The 18,007-nt window shown below is 47.5% G+C and carries 12 protein-coding genes; all 12 read left to right on the top strand.

Annotation, left to right across the window (positions count from 1 at the left end; translation table 11 throughout):
- The first annotated feature begins 11 nt into the window (after positions 1-11).
- The 12 genes from NYE35_RS10875 to NYE35_RS10930 all read left to right on the top strand — a co-directional run bounded on the left by NYE35_RS10875 (position 12) and on the right by NYE35_RS10930 (position 17,990).
- A complete protein-coding gene (locus NYE35_RS10875; RefSeq protein WP_341120951.1) occupies positions 12-4,265 on the top strand; it encodes an alpha/beta hydrolase fold domain-containing protein in 4,254 nt (1,417 codons plus the stop codon).
- Positions 4,266-4,368: 103 nt separating this feature from the next.
- On the top strand, positions 4,369-4,575 hold the full coding sequence (locus NYE35_RS10880; protein ID WP_051491612.1) for a tautomerase family protein: 207 nt from the start codon (positions 4,369-4,371) through the stop codon (positions 4,573-4,575).
- A complete protein-coding gene (locus NYE35_RS10885) occupies positions 4,565-5,521 on the top strand; it encodes an ABC transporter permease (protein ID WP_036689353.1) in 957 nt (318 codons plus the stop codon). Before NYE35_RS10880 ends, NYE35_RS10885 begins: the two co-directional genes overlap by 11 nt.
- A 21-nt stretch (positions 5,522-5,542) precedes the next feature.
- Positions 5,543-6,427 (top strand): carbohydrate ABC transporter permease, encoded by an 885-nt coding sequence (locus tag NYE35_RS10890; RefSeq protein WP_094902792.1) that lies wholly within the window; start codon positions 5,543-5,545, stop codon positions 6,425-6,427.
- A gap of 64 nt (positions 6,428-6,491) precedes the next feature.
- On the top strand, positions 6,492-7,523 hold the full coding sequence (locus tag NYE35_RS10895) for a response regulator transcription factor (RefSeq protein WP_038569866.1): 1,032 nt from the start codon (positions 6,492-6,494) through the stop codon (positions 7,521-7,523).
- Complete coding sequence (locus tag NYE35_RS10900; RefSeq protein ID WP_341120953.1) at positions 7,523-9,319, top strand: sensor histidine kinase; 1,797 nt, start codon at positions 7,523-7,525, stop codon at positions 9,317-9,319. Before NYE35_RS10895 ends, NYE35_RS10900 begins: the two co-directional genes overlap by 1 nt.
- 47 nt (positions 9,320-9,366) lie before the next feature.
- On the top strand, positions 9,367-10,128 hold the full coding sequence (locus NYE35_RS10905; RefSeq protein WP_076143279.1) for an SDR family NAD(P)-dependent oxidoreductase: 762 nt from the start codon (positions 9,367-9,369) through the stop codon (positions 10,126-10,128).
- A complete protein-coding gene (locus NYE35_RS10910) occupies positions 10,125-12,203 on the top strand; it encodes a heparinase II/III domain-containing protein (protein WP_341120954.1) in 2,079 nt (692 codons plus the stop codon). Before NYE35_RS10905 ends, NYE35_RS10910 begins: the two co-directional genes overlap by 4 nt.
- Before the next feature lie 2 nt (positions 12,204-12,205).
- Positions 12,206-14,500, top strand: coding sequence for a DUF4962 domain-containing protein (locus NYE35_RS10915; protein WP_341120956.1), 2,295 nt, complete (start codon positions 12,206-12,208; stop codon positions 14,498-14,500).
- A gap of 56 nt (positions 14,501-14,556) precedes the next feature.
- Positions 14,557-16,113, top strand: coding sequence for an extracellular solute-binding protein (locus tag NYE35_RS10920; RefSeq protein ID WP_340889837.1), 1,557 nt, complete (start codon positions 14,557-14,559; stop codon positions 16,111-16,113).
- 162 nt (positions 16,114-16,275) lie between these two features.
- Positions 16,276-16,674 (top strand): hypothetical protein, encoded by a 399-nt coding sequence (locus tag NYE35_RS10925; RefSeq protein ID WP_036689366.1) that lies wholly within the window; start codon positions 16,276-16,278, stop codon positions 16,672-16,674.
- A gap of 143 nt (positions 16,675-16,817) precedes the next feature.
- Complete coding sequence (locus NYE35_RS10930; protein WP_038569878.1) at positions 16,818-17,990, top strand: serine hydrolase domain-containing protein; 1,173 nt, start codon at positions 16,818-16,820, stop codon at positions 17,988-17,990.
- Positions 17,991-18,007: the final 17 nt, after the last annotated feature.

Below are 18,007 nucleotides of genomic sequence, written 5' to 3' on the forward strand. Positions count from 1 at the left end.
GAGGAATTCATTTGAGAAACGGACTATATAGGAAAGCTTTTCGAGTGGGCATTAGAGTACTGTTGGCGTTGGCTTTGTTATATTCGCCTTTGGAAATGCAAGCGCTTACCAAAGTTTATGCAGACGGAATAAACGATGACTATGTTACGCTCTACGAGGAAAACTTCGATGACCCTGACAATTTTGGATCGACCGGTGGCGTTACCATTCCGGGGCCTTGGCTGCAGGAAGGTGAAGGAAACAGCATGGCGAAAACTTCGGTTTCGTCCACGGCCCCGTCCGTACCGAATCTGGTGAAAATCGATGGCAAGGATGCATTGGCGCTGCCAGTGAATTCGACGGGGTACCGCAATCTTCAATTGAGTTATTATACACGGGCATCCTCCTACATCGGAGGAAGCGTCATCGTAGAATGGTCAGGTGACGGAGGGATAAATTGGACAACGTTGGAGGAATTTAAGCTGCCCCCAGGGACGCTGGAACAAAAGAACAGTGAGCCGAACCAACTCAAAGTCCAAAACTTGGGCAGCGGAGCTGACAACAACCCGAACGTCAAGATCCGGGTCCGTGTGGGGGAATTGATGAGCGCGAATATGTACATCGATAGTGTGGCCCTCAAAGCTCAAGCGATTCCTGGAATACCACCCGCAGAGACACCGGTGCCAATCCCTACACCGGTTGAACCTAAGCCGTTTGTGGTTCCTGAAGGCGTTAAGCTGTATGAAGATGTGCTGATTGGGAACGCTGGAACGCGGCCGATTTATACTTCGATTGCCGTACCTAAGATCCCGCCTCATGCACCGATGCCAGTGATGGTATACATTCATGGCGGAGGTTGGAACCATGGGGACCGGAAGCAAGCCCTTGCCAGTATCTGCAACTATGTAACCAAGCGAGGATATATCGGAGTATCGCTGGATTACCGCCTAACCCCGGAAGCGCCATTCCCGGCGCAAATTCAGGATGTGAAGCTTGCTATCCGTTACTTGCGCGCGCATTCGGCAGAATACCATTTGGACCCGAGTCGGATCGGTGTATGGGGTTCGTCGTCAGGGGGGCATCTGGCCTCACTGCTCGGTACCACTGGGGACATCAAGTCAGGCGAGACAATCACATTGGATACTGGACATACCGTAAACGTTCCGGATTTGGAGGGGAATGGCGGTTGGCAGCAATATTCTGATCAAGTGCAAGCCGTTGTCGATCTGTACGGTCCAGCGGATTTTACAACAAATTTCGCTAATAGCTATAAATCCGTGAAAGCGCTTTTAGGCGGGAACGACGCGTTCTCTGTGCCAGACCAGGCAAGGTTGGCCATGCCTGGCACTTATGCGTCACCGGACGATCCGCCTTTTTTCATCCGCCATGGGGATGTGGATGCAACGATCCCATACACGGACAGTATTACGTTCTCCAGTCAATTGAAGGATGCAGGCGTGAAAGTGGTCGATGTCAAAATTGTACCTAAACAAGGTCACGGTTTTATAGGCGAAGCGGCTGAGCAAGCAAGCGCCGAGGCTTGGGCTTTTATGGATCAATATGTAAAGAATCGAACGGCAACAACATCTGATGATGAGGTTGTATACCGCGATCTAGCCAGTCTGACACCGAGCGACGATGCAGTCATCGACAGCAGCAAGCCCACTGTAAACTTCAATAGCGCGACGGGCAGCAGCAATGGATTGTTCAGTATTTCTTCTGGCGCCGAGAACAAGAAATATGTGTATTTTAAATTTGATGTCTCTTCATATAGCAATCCTGCAAACAGGTATATTTTTAATGTTGCTGCCAAAAAGGGTTCATCCAATGCGGACCTCGAACTTTCGTTATTCGGCCTAAAGGATACAAATTGGACTGAATCGGAGCTGACTTGGAGCAATGCGCCTGTCACGGATCTGACCATTGCTTCGTTAAGTGGGAAATTTACCGTAACGGCAGACAAATCAGGAGCTCCACAGGTTTACAGCATCGATGTGTCCGAGTTTGTCAGAGACAGATTGTCCGCATCGGGCGGTAATATCGCTTTTCTGCTTGGTGATACGGCAAGCACTGGAATTTCCCTCAATGTCTATTCGAAAGAAGCTAATGGCAACAGCAACCCCCGTCCACAGCTTGTTGTTCAAGAAGCGGTTGAACCTTCAAGTGACCTTGAGAAACCTTCCTGGCCGGATGGAAGTTCTCTGAAGGCTGTCAATATAGGTACAGAGTTCATTCAACTTTCATGGCCGGCCGCCAGCGATAATCAAGGTATCGCCTCCTATCGCGTATACCGGGATAACACCCTGTTATCCAATGTTACCGATGCAACGTATACAGTCGTTGGGCTTAGCCCTAGCACGGCGTACAGCTTTAAGGTTGAAGCGGTGGATCAGTCGGGCAATACATCCGTACCGCTTGCTTTTACCCGGTCAACGCTTACAGAACCCATCATTCCTTATGCGATTGCAAACGTGACAGCCAGCGACAGCGATGGCAATATCGCAACGAATACCATCGATAATAACTTGTTCACCCGTTGGTCCGCTGCAGGTAACAGCCCGTGGATCCAATACGATTTAGGCGAACGGAAGCAGATCAGTTATATAGGTATTGCCGTTTATAAAGGTGATACGCGCACGGCTCAATTGAGTATCGAAACTTCAAATGACGGTTTAGCTTGGACTACGATATGGACTGGTGCAAGTATGTTCAGGACCATAGAGATGCAACCTTTCGATCTTCCTGACACAGAAGCAAGATATGTGCGCATCGTAGGTCTTGGGAATTCTGATGGCAGCGCGTTTACAAGTTTATCGGAGGTAAACATCTATGCGCCGTTCGCAAATGGAGATACACCTGTAGCCAGCATTCCGAATTACACGCCTAATCCACCCCGGGAACCGATCCCATTCACAGCTCCCGGATTAACCGAACCTGATGGTACGGTGCATCCGGTTCATTCCTCACCTACTACCACTGGGCGCATCTTGAACGTGCTGGACTATAATGCTGATCTCGCCGATAACGACACAGATGACGGTATTGCTATTCAAGCTGCCATAAACAGTGCTGAGCCCGGCGATGAGGTCTATTTGCCGACTGGGGTTTATAATTTGAACTCAACATTGGATACCCTTGTCAATTTGAAGCTCAAGTCAGGTGTAAACCTTCGCGGTGAGGATCAATCAACAACCATCCTCAAGACATCTCTCAATAAGGTGAAAAACAGCACCTTGATGAAAGTATCCGGACAGCATGATCTGTCCATATCCAACCTCACATTGACTTCTACCTGGAATGGTGTCTACACGACGGATCATAAAGTGAACAACCCGGACGCAGGTGGTCCCGACAGCATGATTACCATCGCAAATTTTGGTGAGGTTCCGTCATACAACATCACGGTTGATGGGGTTACTGTAGAGAAGTATTCACGTATGGGTGTGCGTATCGACAACAGCCGTGATATTGTCGTACGCCGCAGCACGTTCCGAAATGCGACAGATGTAGGTCCGGGCGGTGCTGGCTATGGTGTGTCGATTCAGGGCATGGCCAAACAGGACCGCAACGGGTATGAGAACGACACGGTTTGGAATGTTGTGGAGGACTCCCATTTCGAAGGCCCTTATTTGCGGCATGGGGCGCTGATCCAATTTGTTGCCCATAACAATGTTCTGCGAAACAATCAGTTTATGAATACAAAGCTGGATGCCATCGATCTGCATGGAGAACTCGAATATTTGAACGAGATATACGGCAATGTGATTAGTGACATTCCCTACGGCGCGGCGATCGGGCTGGGAAACACCGGGGGTACAGCACCCAGCAATCACAGTAAGTCAGGACCGCGCAACTATATCCATGACAATACGATTCGTAATACAAGAGAAGGAATCAATGTAACTATGGGCACTCCGGATACAGTCATCGAGCGAAATGTGATTGAAAATACAACTCATATAGAGGACGCCAAAGGCATTCAGATTTTGAACGGGCCAGGTACAATCATTAAGGAGAATATCATTCGCAACAATACTGCGTCGAATTATTGGGCTGTATCCCTTGAGCATGATCCCGGCGACAGCAAAGCAAATGATATCGGAGCGGGCGACCCGCAGGACGTTCAATTGATCGGAAATTCGCTGATTGGCAATACGAACGGCATTCGACTTCTTGCTGGAAAAGGGATCATCCTGCAAGGGAATCTTATTGACAGTATAAGTCGCAATTATTTCAAAAATGATCATGTGGGAGTAGAGGGTTGGCCGTTACCGAATATACCCTAAAGAAAACACAAGCTCACTCATAGAAACTCCATATTGCAAGCGCTTTATTGTAGGTAGAATGAGGTTAGATTCATTCACTATTCAAGGAAATGGAGGAAGGCCGATGCCACATATTGAGATTAGGATGTACGAAGGCCGAACGAGTGAGCAAAAGGAGGAGATAGTCACCGTATTCACGCGGGAGTTATCCCGAATTATTGAACGGGATGAACGATTTATTACCGTCGAATTTCAAGAAATTCCCCTGGATGAGAATGCTCCGGCGAACCTGCTGAAAACAGGATCTATAGGAAACGGTTATGAAAGCTAAGTTAACTGGGGTTGACCTTATTAACTACAAAGCCGACACGAAAAGATCCTTGCTTTTAAACATGTGGAAATTCAGAGCACTCTATGTGATAGCGATTCCCGGGATCTTGTATTTCATCATTTTCAAGTACTTGCCGTTGGCTGGTTCAGTTATTGCATTTCAAAACTACAACATTTTTAAAGGCTTTACAGGCAGTGAATGGGTGGGACTTGAGCACTTTAGGACGATGTTTCAATACCAGGATTTCGGAAGAATCTTGAGCAATACAATTCTTCTAGGCTTGTATGATCTTATATTCGCCTTTCCGGCTCCAATATTGCTTGCACTTCTGCTGAATGAAATTCGGCTTGTGTTTTACAAACGGTTTTTGCAAACGGTGGTTTATATGCCCCATTTCCTGTCTTGGGTAATTGTCAGCGGTATCGCCTTGGGTATCCTCTCCCCAGGAACAGGGATTGTGAATCAGGTTTTACAAGCCTTCGGCTTTGAACCAATTTATTTTCTTGGTGAAAATTCATACATTCGCACGATTTTGATCAGTTCCGGTATCTGGAGGGATTCCGGGTACGGTACGATCATTTATCTGGCCGCGTTGGCAGGAATAAACCCAGATCTTTATGAGGCTGCTGAAGTAGACGGAGCCGGGCGCTGGAAACAAACCTTAGCCATTACACTGCCGTCTCTGATACCGACGATTATGATTTTGTTCCTTCTCCATATCGGGAGATTTCTTGATCTTGGCTTCGAGCGGGTATGGGTATTCCTGAACGCGCTTAATACCGGGAACGGGGAGATTCTGGACACTTATATCTATAAGGCGGGGCTGCTGTCTCAGCAATACAGCTATACAACAGCAGTGGGGCTATTCAAGTCGGTAGTTGGACTCATTCTGGTGCTCATCGGCAACATTTTGAGCAAAAAAACAACCGGTGAATCGCTGTATTAATCGCTCTTTATGGAGGTAGGGATGATGAGAGTACGCTATACTCGCGGCCAGAATCTATTTAATGTGTTCAATCTTTTGTTTCTGACCGCTCTCGCTTTGGCTATGTTTCTGCCGTTTCTGAATGTGATTGCCCAGTCCTTTAGCAGCTCTGAAGCAATTATTAATGGCAGGGTAGGTTTGCTGCCAAAGGAATTTACCGCGATCAATTATCAGTACGTTTTCAGCGATCATTCCATTTGGCGGGCGTTCGGTGTCTCCGTCTATATTACGGTACTGGGCACCGCAATTAATCTGATTGCGACAGCGTCTCTCGCTTATCCGGTGTCGCGGCCGGAATTCCTAGGACGTAAATACATCGTCATGATGGTATTGTTCACTATGGTATTCAGCGCCCCTCTTATTCCAAATTTTATCCTGATAAAAAATTTGGGGCTTATGAACTCCTTATGGGCACTTATGATTCCGGGAGCCATCAGCGCTTTTAACTTTTTCGTGATGAGAAGCTTCTTCATGCAGCTGCCTCAGGAGCTGATAGATTCCTCTAGAATCGATGGGTGTGGCGAGCTGCGGATCATTGTCAACATGGTACTGCCGTTGTCCAAACCGGTAATGGCCTCATTGGGGATTTTCTATGCCGTCGGGCACTGGAATACGTACATGAGCGCTCTGTATTATATCAACAAGCCGTCTTTATGGCCTCTGCAGGTGATGTTGAAGAAGCTCTTCGAGACGGACGATATCAGCATTGATCCGGCTTCCTCAGTGTATAGCTCTTTGGCCCACACCTCACCTGAGGGCATTAAAATGGCTGTTATCATTGTCGCTACTATTCCGATTATCATGATTTACCCGTTTCTTCAACGCCATTTCGTTAAAGGAATGATGGTCGGATCCGTCAAATCCTGATCTATCATAGTGTGGTAGAATAGGAACGCGTTAAGCGAGACGAATCGGAAGGTGGTATCCATGGATGAGATGTGTATTAATCGTAGACGACGAGCCCATGATTCGAAAGGGACTTTCTATCATGATCCAGCAATGCGGCGAGCATCCGTATAACATTAAGCTGGCCCAGAATGGCGAAGAGGCCATCCAGCTCATTATGGAGGAGCAGCCGGATTTTCTTTTTACAGATATCCGTATGCCCAAGGTAGACGGACTGGAGCTGTGCCGGCGGCTGTCGGAGATGGAGACGGATATTCAGACTGTTGTCATCTCGGGTTATGGGGATTTTGAATACGCCCGCCAATGCGTGTCCTATGGAGTGAAAGAATATCTCCTGAAACCCGTGAGCAAAGGGAACCTTCAAAATGTGATCGCCAAACTGGAAGCGCATAGAGAGAAGTTAGAGAGTTTTGTCTCTGTCGCTAAGCTCGATGAATGGATCGTGCGTATGGATGATGCCATCTGGACCTTGGATAAAGAGAGGCTGTACCTTGTACTGAAGGAATGGGAAACTGACTTCCTCCAGCGCAAGATGAGCCGAAGTCAGCAAAAAGAGCTTCTGGAAGAGGGCTACGCTTTGCTCGTGAAGAAGCTGCTTGTCAATTCAGTTACACCCGGTAAAAGCGTATTAGACTTGTCCGCAGCAGCTGGATCTGAGCAGTTATTCCACTGTTTCGCAGAAGCGTCAGCAGCTATATTGGAAGAGCTTCGTAGAAAGCGCAAGGGTAAAGCGAAGGATCCGATAGAGGAAGCTAAAGCATTTATAGAAAAGCATCTCGCTCAGGAAGTATCGCTGGAAGAAGTGGCGGAAGTGCTTGGACTAAATGCCTCTTATTTCAGCCAGATGTTTAAGCACTCAACGGGAGAGACCTTTGTACATTACCGCATAAAACGCAGGATGGAGAAGGCCAAAAGATTGCTTGCCGATGCAAGCTATCGGATCACCGATATTTCCTATGAGGTCGGGTATGCAGACCATCCTCATTTTACGAAAACGTTCAAAAAGTTCACCGGGCTGGCTCCTTCCGAGTATCGCAACCAGCTGGGGATCGATTGATGAGAAAGAGTCTGTCGAACAAGCTGTACGCCTCCTTTCTCACCGTCATTCTTCTATCCTTGTCCATGGTTGGATTTATCTCCTATTTTCAGGCTTCGGCTGAGCTGGATAAGTCTTCAGAGAAGTCCATTGCCCAAGTTATCAGAAGTGCGTCTTATCAAACGGATCTGTATTTGCAAAATTATGAAAAGGCTAGCGATTCCATCCTGTCCTACAATCAAGTCAAGGAGTTCCTGGATATGGACCCGGAGGATAGCTTCTCTTACTATCAATATACGAATGACATTCAGAAGTATTTGTTTCGTTCTTTGTTTATTCTGTATCCTCAGATTAATCTGATGTACATCATCGGTGAACACGGCAAGGCCATTAGCGATGATAACTCCTATCAGGCGCATAGCCTGCAGTTTCATCCTCAGGAACGCTACCGTTTCTTAAGCGAACATACGCCGGAGAGCGGCCGCATCACCATTCTCAACACAAATGTGATGAATGAAGGGGATAAGAACATTATTACGATGGTCCGACGAATCAGAGGGGTCTCTTCCTATCGTCCTAAAGGTATAGTGGCTATTGAATTTAAGGCAGAGGATCTGGCCCGCATATGGGAACCTCTTGATCTGGGACAGGGCGGGTCCTACTTTATCATGGACGAATTCGGCAAACTCCTCTATCGGGCGGAAGGGAATAATAACCACCCTGGGTTATCTGCTGAGCACATTCAGAACGTATTTCAACACCCAAATGACTCTGTGGTGGAAAAAGTAGACGGGAAAGAGTATTTGTTCGTGTCGAGAAAATCCGAATATTCCAAATGGCAGCTTGTAGTATCCATACCCGTTGGTGAGCTGCGCAAGCCTATTTCTACCATTCGTACGACCACGCTGGTGGTGGGAGTTCTCACGCTTGTAGGCACACTGCTCCTTGCAACCTGGTTCGGACGATCCATCACAAAGCCCATCCTGATTCTTAAGGAGGGCATGAGGGAGACGGAAAAAGGCAAGTGGCGCAGGCTTGAGATGAACGGCCGTCAGGATGAGCTGGGGGGATTGATGCGCAGCTACAATCTCATGGTGACCCGGCTTTCCGAAATGATTGAGCGGGTATACGAAGCGGAGCTTACCACCCAGAAGGAGGCTCTGGAGCGTCATCAAGCTGAATTTCAGGCACTCCAGCTGCAGATTAATCCGCACTATCTATATAACACATTAGAGACTATCAAATGTTACGCGGTCGTTCAGGATTCGGATGAAATCACAGAAATAGTGGAGGCCATGGCATTCATGCTTCGCTACTCCATCCAAACTAATCTGGAGGAAATTACGATTGCCAATGAGCTTAATCATGTACTGAGCTACATGACGATTCTCAAGCACCGGATCGGCAGAGAGTTCGAAATTGACGTAGTAATTCCGCCGACGCTGTTACTGGCTAAGATGGTCAGGCTGACACTTCAGCCCTTGATCGAAAATATTTTTCAGCATGCGTTTCCCGAGGGAATTGAAGACAAGCACTATATTCGAATCGACGCCAGAATAGAGGGAGACCGTTTTCTAGTTCTTGTAGAGGATAACGGCGCAGGGATGTCCCGCGAACGGTTTGATAAGCTTCGTGAGAAGCTGAATCTGAATCAGCTGGCGGATACGGAAGGAGATTCCCTCTATCATAGAGGTGGAATCGGGCTCATGAACGTGCACCGGAGAATTCAAATGGTGTTCGGTGAACAATACGGGTTAAGTGTCGAAAGCGTGGAGAATGAGGGAACCCGGCTGATCTTATCTATGCCTGCGGAGTGAGAAGATAGATGATTTCAGAAAAAACTACTACTAGGAGGAAATATGCAATGAAAATTGATTTGACTGGTAAAATTGCGCTTGTTACAGGGTCCAATGCAGGGATAGGCCGACAAATCTTGGAGACTTTGGCTGCTTCCGGCGCCAAAGTGGCGGTAAACTATTTGTTTGGTTCTGCGGAGGAGACGGTTGACGCGATCCGTCAGGCCGGAGGAGAAGCTCATGCTTTTCAGGCAGATGCAACAAGTCCTGCCCAATTGGACAATATGGTAAAGGAAATAGAGGAGCATTTCGGCGGAACCATCGATATTCTCGTCAACAATGCAGGCGGTATGATCAATAGGGTTCCAAATACTGAAATGAACGAAGAGCATTACAACAAGGTGATGGACGTCAATTTTAAATCATGCGTGTTTGCCTGCAAAGCCGTAGCAGCAGGAATGATTGCCAAGAAAAGCGGTAAAATCATCAATGTATCTTCCCTTGCGGCCCATGACGGCGGCGGACCGGGGGCTTCCATTTATGCAGCGGGCAAAGCTGCGGTATGGTCTTATACCAAGGGACTTGCCAAAGAGCTGAGTCCTCATGGAATTAATGTAAACGCTATCTCTCCCGGATTTATCGGTCAGACCGCTTTCCATGCTACCTTTACTGCGGATGCGGCAAGACAGGCAACGATTGCAAAGATTCCGCTGGGCCGGGAAGGTGCTCCACAGGATGTGAGCAATGTGGCACTCTTCCTCGCTTCAGAGCTGTCGGATTATCTGACAGGCGAAATTATTGAAATTAACGGAGGCTTGTTCATGCGATGATGAACCTTAAGGAGAAAGCAGATACTTTTTCCTGGGTTGGTCTTGAGGTGGATAAATTGAAAATGGAGCTGGATCCCTTCCGGAGAGAAGAGATTCTGCTCCCGTCAGAGCCTGGTGGCTGGTGGCACCAATATGTATGTCCCCAGCATCATACTGAGCTAATCTTCGATGTTATGGAGCAAGATGCGTTTGTTTTTTCTTGCCCGAAGGGCTGCAAGCTGGAAGGTGAACCCTACCGGGGAGCATGGCTGGTATACCGGCATCAGGCGATGGCGCGATACGCCCTGCAAGCTGCCGCGGTATTCGCCGCAGACGGAGAAGAATTCTATAGCAGCTTAGCCCGGAAGATTCTTGTCGGTTATGCAGAGCAGTTCCCTTTGTATCCGGTTCATCCCGATGCCCAACCCTGGATGCTTAGTGGCCGTGCCTTTCATCAGGCGCTGACAGAGGCTATCTGGTCCACCACGCTTATTCGGGCCTATCTGCTTCTTGTGGACTATGGAGTAACGTTCACTGAGGAAGAAGAGTTGAGGCTTCAAACATTCTTCACGATGCTGGAGGAGAGCATGGAGCAATACCGCCACATCCTCATTTACGAGAAGAAGAATGCAGAGAACAATTATACCGCATGGCTGAACGCTAGCCTGGCTTGTGTATATGCCGCCAAAGGCACCAGAGAAAAGCTTGCTTCTTTGCTGGAGGGAGAAGGCGGATTCTATCATCATCTGTCCATTGGCGTGAAGCCAGATGGCTTTGAATTCGAAGGCAGCACGTACTACCACATTTTTGTATTGCGGGCTTATCTCATAGCAGCCGAGATGTCCGGGCGCTTTGGGGTTGACCTCTATGCTGCCAAAGGAGATCAGGGACAATCCATCCGTGGCATGTTTCAGTTGCTGGTAGAGCTTAGCGGCGATAACGGGGAGCTTCCAGCCGTGCATGATGGTCCTTATGCGCGCGTTCCTTTCGCCCAAGAAATTGCTGAAGTATTTGAAATAGGTATTGCGGTTTACAAAGACCCGAGTCTCCAGCCAATACTGGCGAATGCTTATAGGTATCTATATGGACAGGAATTAAGGACCGGTCTGGAGGCAGTGCTGTATGGAGCAGGTGAGAGTAAGGAACTTCAGACCAGTTACAGGGTGAGAGACTCTGTTCTACTGCCGGATTCCGGATTCGCCGTGCTCCGCCACCCGGGCAATCCGTTGTCCGTTCTGGCGGATTTCGGAGAGCATGGCGGATCACATGGGCATTTTGATAAGCTTCATATCACGATTATGCACCGATGGGGGGAGGTTGCTCCCGAGCTGGGCATGGTTCCTTATGGATCTGTTTTGCGGAAGGAATGGTATTCCGAAACCGCGAGCCATAACACGGTTACCATCGGAGGGCGCTCCCAAGCTCCACATACCGGAAGGTGCTGTCAATTCCGTCAGGAAGGCAATGCTACGTACTTATGGATTCGCTCAGACGGCGCCTATGAAGGAGCTGTTCTAGACCGGCATCTTGTATTGGCCGGCGGTTGGCTGCTGGATTGGTTTCATGTTGAGCAGGTGACGGAGCGGGATCAGGAAGTGGACTTATGGTTTCATCCAACGGGACATTTGCTGTTACCGTTTGACCTTCACCGTGTCCAGACGGACTCTCCGGCAGTCCTTGGTCTGGAAGCAGGTTATGGCTCAGTAGAAGTACTGTCCGCAATGAAAAATGAGACGGATTGTCCGTTAAATACGGAGTGGAATATCCGTTATGATGGAGTGAGCACCGGCCGGGAGTATGAAGTATCCACGAGTACTCTACTGGCGCCCGGCTCCACTATGTATGAAATCTGCACACCGGGTAATGCCGAAGACCCGAGTAGATTGCTACGAGGTATTATGCTTCGGCACAAAGGACCGTCGGTTAATTTTATTACGGTTTATCGGGACGGTCACGAACCTGCTGTACTGAAGCTAGTGAGTCAGGTGGGCGAACCGCCCCGAATCCAAATAGCAACAACTGGGCAAGTAGTGGTCTATTGCCTTGACCCTAAAGCGGGACTGATTCAGGAAAAGTCCCGGAATACGGAGGAGTAGAGATGTTAGAACCTTTATTTCAACCTACCAGCGGCGTACTCGACCTGTCATATGGGCCAGATGAACATACAGATGTTGGAGAGAATCCTCCGCGGTTTACTTGGATGCCTGCATGTCTAGAAGAGAGTATGTACGAGCTGCAGATCTCCTCAAACACTGGATTTGAGCCGGAAGGTACGTTGACCTACAGTAGAATTCCCTATAATTTGTTTACCCCGGATAAGCCGTTGGCGCCCGGCTCGTATTATTGGCGATACAGTCTTATCGGGGAGAATGATATCCGTTCCGAGTGGAGTAAAGTAAGAGCTTTTGTGGTGGAGGATGAATTGCCGCTAACGCCACTGCCTTCCCGTACAGAACGATATTCAACTGCTTCCGCCCACCATCCGCGGCTATGGCTTCAAGCGGAGCAACTTCCGTCTTACCGGGAAGTTGTCCGCCAAGACCCCATTTCCACTGGCTGGGATGACTTCCTGAAGCATTCCGTTTTACCCTGGACAAAGCGCGAGCTTATTCCCGAGCCTGCACCGTATCCAGATAATAAGCGTGTCGCCACACTATGGCGGCAGATGTATATGGACTGCCAGGAAGTTTTCTATGCTGTCCGGCATCTTGCTATAGCTGGAGTTGTGTTGGAGGACGAGGCGCTTATCGCCAAAGCTAAAGAGTGGCTGCTTCATGCTGCAAGCTGGAACACGGATGGTACCACCAGCCGGGATTACAATGATGAATGCTCCTTTCGCATAGCCGGAGCGTTGGCATGGGGCTATGATTGGCTTCACGGCTCTCTGGCGGAAGAAGAACGCCTTAAGGTAAGGCAGGCGCTACTGCGAAGAACCGGGCAGATCGCATTCCATGTCATCGAACGTTCCCGCATCCATCAAGTTCCTTATGACAGCCATGCGATCCGCTCTTTATCCTCTGTACTCGTACCGTGTTGTATTTCCATGTTGGGTGAGGAGGAGAAGGCGCAGGAATGGCTTGATTATACGCTGGAGTACTTCTCCGCCATGTATACTCCATGGGGTGGCAAAGATGGCGGGTGGGCCGAAGGTCCGATGTATTGGACCACTCAGATGGCATTCGTTACGGAGGCGCTCAATCTAATTCGCAAATACATGGAAATCAATTTCTATGACCGTCCTTTCTTTCGCAAAACCGGTGACTTTCCGCTCTATTGCTTCAGTCCGGATACCGTGAGGGCCAGCTTCGGCGATCAATCGTCACTGGGAGATCCGGTCAATCTCAAAACGGGCTTCAATATCCGCCAATTTGCCGGTTTAACCGGGAATGGCCAGTACCAATGGTATTTTGAGCAAACTAAGGAACTGAACCCTGACACCCAGATGATCTTCTATAACTACGGCTGGTGGGATTTCCGGTTCGATGAAATGGTTTATCGCACAGATTATCCGCAGATTTCTTCAGAGCCACCGGTGGCTGCAGAACCTCTGAAGTGGTTTCAGGATGTGGGATGGGTCGCCATGCATCATCGGATGGAGGATCCGCAGGAACATATCATGCTGTTGACCAAGAGCAGCCGTTACGGCTCTGTGAGCCATAGCCATGGGGATCAAAACGCCTTCCTGCTGCATGCCTTCGGCGAGCCTTTGGCTATTGAAAGCGGCTATTACGTTGCATTCAACAGTACGATGCATATGCAGTGGCGCAGGCAGACCCGCTCCAAGAACGCAATTCTTATTGACGGCAAAGGCCAATATGCTGGCACGGACAAGTCGAAGAACATGGCAGCCTACGGCAAGGTGTTGAAGGCGTATAGTACGCCCGGAATCAACTACACGCAAATGGATGCCACCGAAGCCTACCGCGAGAATGTACCCTATATCAAGCGGTATGTGCGGGAAATATTTTTCTTTGATAGCGCTTACTTTGTTATCGCAGACAGTGTCGAGCTGGAACGTCCGGGAAAATTGGATTGGCTGTTTCATACACTGTATCCCATGAAGTTGAAGGATCAATCTTTTAAAGTAAATGGTAAAAAAGCTCAGATGGAGGGCAGATTTGTCTATAGTTCCTCGGGAGAAATGACACTTAGCCAAAGCAATCAATTTACAGATGTAGATCCGAAAGAATGGGAAGGGCTGCCCGAGCATTGGCATTTGACTGCCTCTACCCAAGAGGCCGTAAGTCATCGGATCGTCACTCTTCTGATTCCCCAAAAATCAGGAAGCCGGGATTACGTATCGTACTTTATGGACGATCAGGACCATGGGGTTCATGTCTACTTTACGAATCAGGGAATTACCCACCGGGTTGAGATCCCAAAAGCTTATTAGCCTTAAAATATCTTCATTTACGTATACACCCCATTGTACAAGGAGAGGGTTATATTATGAAAAAATGGATTGGCATCTGTCTGGCTACCGTAATGGGTGCTACCGTTATTGCAGGTTGCTCGGACAAGGACAAAGAAGAGACTGCCGGAAGTTCGTCAAATACGCCGCAGAAAACTGAATTCTCGATCTCGATGCGGACGCTGGCTTTTAACTATGTTGAGAAATCACCCGACTTGAATAAGGACAAATGGGTGAAAAAGCTGGAGGAGATGACAAACACAGACTTGGATATTGTGTTGGTTCCTCATAAAGAGTTCGAGCAGAAAATGGTGCAGATGTTCGCCACTAATGATATTCCGGATGTCGTTCAAGGCTCGGGCGGCGTAAATGGCAAGGAAATGGCTGGTTCCGTTGAAGCTGGTGTGTTCATGCCCTTGGATGATCTGCTGCAGCAAAACGGCCAGAACCTTTTGAAAGTAATCCCGAAGGAAGCTTGGGAGAACGTCACCTATCAAGGGAAAATTTACGCAATACCGGAGTTTCTGTCCAATCCCTCCCGCCGGGCGACTTGGATTCGCAAGGACCTGCTGGATCAAACCGGCTTGCAGGTTCCAAAAACGGTCGATGAGTACTTGACTGTGTTGCGTGCCTTCAAAAAGCTGGGGATAGAGAACCCGTACATGGGTCGTCAAGACTTCAAATATGCGGATGCTTTCTTTGGCGCTTATGATGTTTTTCCGTATCTGACTATGTTCGAGGAAGTAAACGGCCAGGTTCAGCCGAAGTTTATGGATAGCGAAAATATGATGAAGGCGTTACAAACCTACAACACCATGTATACAGAGGGTTTGATCAACAAGGAATTTGCCACCATTAACCCGACCAACTACAAAAATGCGATTCTCTCAGGCAAAGCGGGCATGTGGACGATGAATGCCAACGAGCTTCTGCAGTGGGAGCAACAATTGAAGGCTACGACGCCATCCGCCAAGCTGGAGATTATTCCTTCGCCAGTTGGACCTGATGGAAAAGGAGGCTCCTACTTGTACGGCTCCGCCACGCGCACCTACTTTATCAAGGAAGGTACGAAAAATGCTGCGGATATCGTGAAATTTTTTGACTGGATGTTGAGCGAAGAGGCTGAGACCTTCTTTACCTTTGGGATCAAGGACGAAACCTATAAGGAAGAGAACGGCAAAATCGTGTACACTTCTCCTGCGGATTCCGCTGCTATAGATGAGGAGCGCTACCGCCAGTCTTTCCTCTGGATGGTGCAGGATACTACTTATAATAAGGGTGTCCTTAACATGACAGAAGAAGGCAGAAGCTTGATCAATGTATATGATACTATTCTGGCTAACGAAGGCCGTGACGGAATTCAGTTCGACCCGCGGCTAGATGCCTTGGTGAAGAATCCAGACATTGCACCTAACTCGGACACGGCTCCTCCGGTACTGCTGACGCACATGGTAAAGATGGTATATGGCAAGGAACCTATCAGCGACTGGCCGAAGGTTGTGGAGGAGTGGCTTTCTAAGGGCGGTAACGATGTCATCAAGGAAGCTACGGAAAAATATAACAACAAAGCAGGCGTCACCATGCCACGCAGATAAACTTATCCTCCAGGGGAGTTGGAATTCAATTTAAGGGCTGCCGAGAGGTAGCCTTTTTAGTTAGGACCAGTTTACTTTAATGCAATATCCAAAGTATGGATTATATGGTAAGTTAAATAGAGACATTCTAATGAACTATCTAAAAAGAAACGGAGTGATTTCATGAAGATGCGGAATTCAAAATTTTTATATTATCTTGTCTGGATCATAGTGGGGGCGCTCTTATTACATTATGGCAACTCGCTAATTAGTCATTACACTGAAGAGGCACAAAAGAACTATCAATTAGAAAATACTGTATGGATCACGGCTATTGTCCCGTTTGTCTATGGGATCTATCTGGCGTTATTAGAAGGATTACCTAAAGCTTTTATTGTTAATTGGCCGCTGTTGTTTATTGTGTTTCTTCCAAGTTTTCTTCTGCTTATGTATCCAATTTTAGTAATGTATTTTAACATTTCGAACATAGAGATTTACAAATTTGCAAGCATACATGATGGGGTAGTATTTGGTCTGGTTAGTGGAATGGCACTAGTTAAATCTCTAACGACAAACCGTTAACGAGATTACAGCATTGCTGTTACAGAATTATTGGAGCAGTATAAAATAGTTATATGCAAAATCACCCTTTCAATTATTTGGGTTTTATTGCAAGATATTTATGCATCATGTATTTTATTGAATAATAAGGGGGAGTGCGAATAATGTTATCATCCACAGAGCTTAGCAAGCTGAACGAAGTGAATTACAGGGAGGACCGATTAGAGGCACTTAATCATTTTTATGAGGATCTCTGTAATAAGAAAGTAGCCGATGGCTATATTTATTCTCTTAGTCGTTATGGAAAAATATTTGCTAATGGAGCGGGGGGACGCTTCAGTTACGAAGAAGATAGCGACCAAGAATTGAAAACGGATACAATTTTTCGAATCGCTTCTATTACCAAGCTGTTTACGGCAACAGCGATCTGGCAGCTTGCAGATGATGGAAAAATTTTTATGGGACAACCAGTTAGTTCTATTCTTCCAGAGTTTGATGCCGACCCTTTTAAGCCGATTACAATTGCTCATTTACTGACTCATACCTCCGGCATCGCACCTGATCATGGAACTATAAGTGATACTTACTATAAAAGTGCATGGTGGTATATTTATGAATCAGAGCTTGGAAAAGAAAACTGGATTAAAGCTGGACTTTCCTATGGCATTCGTTTTCCGGTAGGGACTCAATGGATGTATTCCTCGTTTGGATACGTGGTTCTTGGTGCAATTATTGAGAAAATAACAGGTGTTTTTGCAGAAGATTACATAATGGACCACATTGTAAAACCGTTAGGCATGACAGATACTTTCTTTGATATACCGCCTGAGAAAGCTGGTAGGATCGCTATTCGTTCGGAAGAAGCCAAGGAATATCTTCAGAAGCTGCAAAACGGGGAAATTACGGATGAAGAACAAAGGTCTGAGGAAGAAATCAAGACTCCCGGAACTGGTGGGGGACTGTATTCAACCGTTAATGATCTACAAAAGTTCGGAATCATGCTGCTTAACCATGGGGAATACGAAGGGGGTCATGTCTTAAGTCGGATGGCTGTTCAGAGAATGACCAAGCGGTTCAATTCTGAAAAAATTCCAAACTACGCATGGGGAGATGGAGGAGCGGATAGACCATACGGTCTTGGGCCAGACCTTCGATATAATGAAAGTACATCTTATTCTGAAGGCACTTTTTTTCACGAAGGATGGGGGTCTTGTTCTTTGGTCGTTGATCCGGTAGAAAAGCTGATTGCCGTTTGGTATATCCCTTTTCATAAAAATATATGGGACGGTAGAGGGATTTTCGGTACAAACAATGTGATCTGGTCCGGACTCGAATAAGAAAAAGACTTTTTTTA

The organism is Paenibacillus sp. FSL L8-0494 (genome assembly GCF_038003695.1).
GTDB lineage: Bacteria > Bacillota > Bacilli > Paenibacillales > Paenibacillaceae > Paenibacillus_AQ > Paenibacillus_AQ odorifer.